This is a genomic window from Stenotrophomonas sp. 3diitr2024 (genome assembly GCF_042136455.1).
In the GTDB taxonomy this organism is placed as follows: Bacteria; Pseudomonadota; Gammaproteobacteria; order Xanthomonadales; family Xanthomonadaceae; genus Stenotrophomonas; species Stenotrophomonas sepilia.
Genome location: NZ_JBHHMJ010000299.1, coordinates 1 through 4838, shown reverse-complemented (window position 1 = coordinate 4838; position 4838 = coordinate 1). Strand labels below are relative to the sequence as shown.

Here is a 4838-nt window from a genome sequence, read left to right as displayed (position 1 = left end):
GGCGCTGGCCAGCGCACAACAAAAAAGGCCGCAGCATCGCTGCGGCCTTCCTTCGAGATCATTTCCGGGCACTCATCCGTTCGGAATCAGCGTCTCGATCAGATGCTCGACGTACGCTTCGAAATCCTCGCGCGCCTGCTTGGGCTGCTGCAGCTGCAGCGACAACTGCAGGAAGCCGACATAAGCGGCGTACGCAAGGCGTGCGCGATGACGCGCATCGGTCGAGCTGAGGCCGGCCTGGCGGAACGAGGCGACCAGATAGTCGAGGCGACGCTGCGAGACCCGGTCGATCACCGGCCGCACCATCGGATGATCCAATGCCTTCAGCAGCTCGCTGTAGATGATGTGCGGCTGCACTTCATGCGCCACCATCTGGAACAGCTGGCGCAGGCGCACACGCGGATCCGGTACGTCTTCCAGGCTGCCGAACACCTGTTCCTGTTCGAACAGTTCCCAGCGTTCCAGCGCCGCCTGCAGCAATGCATCGCGCGAAGGGAAATGCCAGTAGAAACTGCCCTTGGTAACGCCGAGCCGCCGTGCCAGCGGCTCTACCGCGACGGCGCCGACCCCTTGTTCAGCAATCAGATCGAGGGCCGCCTGGGCCCAGTCTTCGGCACTCAGGCGGCTGTTGCGGCCGGCGCGCGGTTCGCCGGCGGAAGCGTCAGGTTGATTCATGGGCTGATTTAACCATACGCCGGGGTTCGTTGCAGTACGCGGTTGCGGTCGAAACCGTCGCAGGCCCCTCGGAAGGGTCCCTCCACGCGCATTCTGCAACGCACCATACCGTGCAGTATTGACTTCCCCTCGAAGCTCTCCATACTAGCAAGTATGGTTATGTCCCCAACTCCCGCTGCGTTCCATGACCTGCGCCTGGACGCCGCCCATGGCGCCCGCCTGGCGGCGACCGCCAGCGAGCATGGCCGGCGCGGCCGGGTCCTGTTCGCCCATGGCTTCGGCCAGACCCGCCATGCCTGGAACGCCACTGCCCGCGCACTGAACGCGGCCGGCCTGCAGACGCTGGCCTACGACGCCCGCGGCCATGGCGATTCCGACTGGAATGGCACCGATCTGCCCTATCACGGCGAACAGTTCGCCGACGACCTGATCGTGCTGGCCGGCGAACAGCCGCGCCCGCCGGTACTGGTTGCCGCTTCGATGGGTGGCCTGTTCGGCCTGCTGGCCGAATCGCGCTGGCCGGGCCTTTTCTCGGCCATGGTGCTGGTCGACATCACCCCGCGCTGGGATACCGCGGGTGTCGAGCGCATCCTCGCCTTCATGACCGCCCATCCCGACGGCTTCGCCTCGCTGACCCAGGCCGCCGACGTGATCTCGGCCTACATGCCGCACCGGCCGCGCAAATCCGAGCAGTCGCTGCGTGCGCTGCTGCGCGAGGACGGCCACGGGCGCTGGCGCTGGCATTGGGACCCACGCCTGGTGGCCGAGCTGGCCCGCGACAGCGAGCAGCACCAGGACGCACTGGCCGAGGCCGCACGCCAGGTGAAGTGCCCGCTGCTGCTGGTCAGCGGGGGCCGCAGCGACCTGGTCACGCCGCAGACCGTGGCCGAATTCCTGGCGCTGGCGCCGCATGCGCGCCATGTACAGCTGCCGCAAGCGACCCACATGGTCGCCGGCGATGACAACGACGCCTTTACCGCTACTGTGTTGGACTATCTGGACGTGTTGCCCGCAGCGGACGCTGCGGCTTCGTCCGCCACAAACGAGCACGTCACCGGAGCACGCTCATGAGCATCGTTCTTCCCTTCCTCGCCTTGCTGCTGGCAGGCGCCTTCGTCGCCTATCACCGCATGCGGCTGGTTACCTGGACGCTGATCAGCGTGGCCCTGCTGGCCGCCTGCTGGTTCATTCCCTACGTCAACCAGACCGCCACCATCGTCGCTGCGGCGGTGCTGGCGGTGATCGCCGTGCCGCTGCTGCTGCCGTTCATCCGCAAGCCGCTGCTGACCGGCCCGATGATGAAGGTGTTCCGCAAGGTGCTGCCGCCGCTGTCGCAGACCGAGCGCATCGCGCTGGAAACCGGTTCGGTCGGTTTCGAGGGCGAACTGTTCACCGGTGATCCGGACTGGAACATCCTGCTCAACTACCCCAAGCCGCAGCTGACCGCTGAAGAACAGGCCTTCCTCGATGGCCCGGTGGAAGAGCTGTGCACGATGGTCAACGACTGGGAAATCACCCACGTCCACGCCGACCTGCCGCCGGAGCTGTGGGCCTTCATCAAGAAGAACAAGTTCTTCGGCATGATCATCCCGAAGGAGTACGGCGGCCTGGGCTTCTCCGCGCTGGCCCACCACAAGGTGATCCAGAAGCTGGCCTCGGTGTCCTCGGTGGTCAGCTCCACCGTCGGCGTGCCCAACTCGCTGGGCCCGGGTGAACTGCTGGTGCATTACGGCACCCAGGAACAGAAGGACCAGTACCTGCCGCGCCTGGCCGATGGCCGCGAAGTGCCCTGCTTCGGCCTGACCGGTCCGTTCGCCGGCTCCGACGCCACTTCGATCCCGGACTACGGCATCGTCTGCAAGGGCGAGTGGAACGGCGAGCAGGTGCTCGGCGTCAAGCTGACCTTCGACAAGCGCTACATCACCCTGGCCCCGGTCGCTTCGCTGATCGGCCTGGCCTTCCGCATGTACGACCCGGATGGCCTGATCGGCGATACCCGCGACATCGGCATCACCCTGGGCCTGCTGCCGCGTGATACCGCCGGCGTCGAAATCGGCCGTCGCCACTTCCCGCTGAACTCGACGTTCCAGAACGGTCCGATCCGCGGCAAGGACGTGTTCATTCCGCTGACCCAGCTGATCGGCGGCGCAGCCATGGCCGGCAAGGGCTGGAACATGCTCAACGAGTGCCTGGCGGTGGGCCGCTCGATCACCCTGCCGTCCACCGCCAGCGGCGGTGCCAAGGCCGGTGCCGCCGTGACCGGCGCCTATGCGCGCATCCGCAAGCAGTTCGGCCTGTCGGTCGGCCGCTTCGAGGGCGTGGAAGAAGCGCTGGCCCGCATCGGCGGCAAGGCGTACAAGATCAGTGCGCTGTCGCAGGCCACCGCCGCCGCGGTTGACCGTGGCGACGTGCCGTCGGTGCCGTCGGCGATCGCCAAGTACCACTGCACCACCATGAGCCGCGAAGTGATCTCGGACATGATGGACGTGATCGGCGGCAAGGGCATCATCCTGGGGCCGCGCAACTTCGCTGGCCGCAGCTGGCAGGCCGCGCCGATCGCGATCACCGTGGAAGGCGCCAACATCATGACCCGCAGCCTGCTGATCTTCGGCCAGGGTGCGATCCTGTGCCACCCGTGGGTGCTGAAGGAAATGAAGGCCGCGCAGGATCCGGATACCCGTGCCGGCCTGCAGGAGTTCGACCGCAGCCTGTTCGGCCACATCCGCTTCGGCATCTCCAATGCCGTGCGTTCGTTCTGGTTCGGCCTGACCGGCGCGCGCTTCGGCGCCGCCCCGGGCGACGCCTACACCCGCCGCTACTTCCGCAAGCTGGACCGTTACTCGGCCAACCTGGCGCTGATGGCCGACATCTCGATGATGACCCTGGGCGGCAAGCTGAAGTTCAAGGAATCGCTGTCCGGCCGCCTGGGCGACGTGCTGAGCCATGTCTACATGACCAGCGCCATGCTCAAGCGCTACCACGACGAAGGTGCACCGCAGGCCGACCAGCCGCTGCTGGCCTGGGCCTTCCATGACAGCGTGCACAAGATCGAAGAGTCGCTGTCGGCCGCGCTGCGCAACTTCCCGATCCGTCCGATCGGCTGGCTGATGTGGGCGCTCATCTTCCCGTTGGGCCGTCGTGCCGAGGCTCCGGGTGATCGCCTGAGCCGCCGCGTCGCCGCCCTGCTGATGGCGCCGAATGAAGCCCGCGACCGTCTCGCCAATGGCGTGTTCCTGACCCCGTGCGAGAACAACCCGGGTGGTCGCATCAACAGTTACCTGAGCAAGGCGATCATGGCCGAGCCGGTGGAGCGCAAGTTCCTCAAGGCGCTGAAGAGCAAGGGCATCGAGGCGCTGGACTTCAAGGCGCAGCTGGACGAAGCCGTGGCCGAGGGCGTGATCACCCAGGACGAGCGCAGCCTGCTGGAAGAGCTGCGCACGCTCACCCTGGACACCATCACCGTGGACGACTTCGACACCCACGAACTGCGCGCGGCCAGCTACTACGACCGCCAGCACAAGGATCCGCATTCGCAGGCGGCCTGATCGCCCGCGACACGCGTTGCCTTCGACGGCGGGCCTCGGCCCGCCGTCGCGTTATCCGCCGACCGGAATACCCCTCATGTCCACGCCCCTGCTCTCGCTTTACCAACGCCTGCAGCGCTGGCCCGCCGGCACCTGGCTGTTCTCGCGCGCGGTGTGTTTCAAGGCGCCCTACTTCGCCAGCATCGCGCCACGCATCACCCGCCTGGAACACGGTCGCTGCGAAGGCACGCTGGCCGATCGCCGCAGGGTGCGCAACCACATCGGCACGGTGCACGCGATCGCGATGTGCAACCTGGCCGAACTGACCGCCGGGTTGATGGTCGATGCATCGCTGCCGAAGGGCATGCGCTGGATCCCGAAGGGGATGCAGGTGCAGTACCTGGCCAAGGCCCGCGGCACGCTGCAGGCGGTGGCGCTGCCGGCACAGCCGATTGTGGTCGCGGCCGAGGGCTATGCGCTGCCGGTGACGGTCAGCGTGCGCGACCGCGCGGGGACGGAAGTGTTCAGCGCGGTCATCGACATGTGGATGTCGCCGGCGAAGTAAGTTCCCGCGAACGGCGCAGCCCCTCGTGGGTGGACGCGGGATGCGGTTTATCGGTTGGGCCGGAGGGGGTGGGG

4 protein-coding genes are annotated in these 4838 nt (G+C 66.9%); 3 read left to right on the top strand and 1 reads right to left on the bottom strand.

Annotated elements, in window-relative coordinates:
- Positions 1–72 precede the first annotated feature (72 nt).
- Positions 73–675 carry a TetR/AcrR family transcriptional regulator gene (locus tag ABGA94_RS06805; RefSeq protein ID WP_005418411.1) on the bottom strand — a complete coding sequence of 201 codons (603 nt, stop codon included), beginning with the start codon at positions 673–675 and terminating at the stop codon, positions 73–75.
- Between the two features lie 153 nt (positions 676–828).
- On the opposite strand from ABGA94_RS06805, the gene ABGA94_RS06800 reads away from it, so the two are divergent.
- From ABGA94_RS06800 to ABGA94_RS06790, 3 genes are all read left to right on the top strand, one after another.
- On the top strand, positions 829–1746 hold the full coding sequence (locus ABGA94_RS06800) for an alpha/beta fold hydrolase (protein ID WP_053501026.1): 918 nt from the start codon (positions 829–831) through the stop codon (positions 1744–1746).
- Positions 1743–4220: an acyl-CoA dehydrogenase gene (locus ABGA94_RS06795; protein ID WP_005418415.1), complete on the top strand. Its 2478-nt coding sequence runs from the start codon at positions 1743–1745 to the stop codon at positions 4218–4220. The genes ABGA94_RS06800 and ABGA94_RS06795 overlap by 4 nt, the downstream gene beginning before the upstream one ends.
- A 76-nt stretch (positions 4221–4296) precedes the next feature.
- Positions 4297–4764: a hotdog fold domain-containing protein gene (locus ABGA94_RS06790; protein ID WP_005418417.1), complete on the top strand. Its 468-nt coding sequence runs from the start codon at positions 4297–4299 to the stop codon at positions 4762–4764.
- Positions 4765–4838 lie beyond the last annotated feature (74 nt).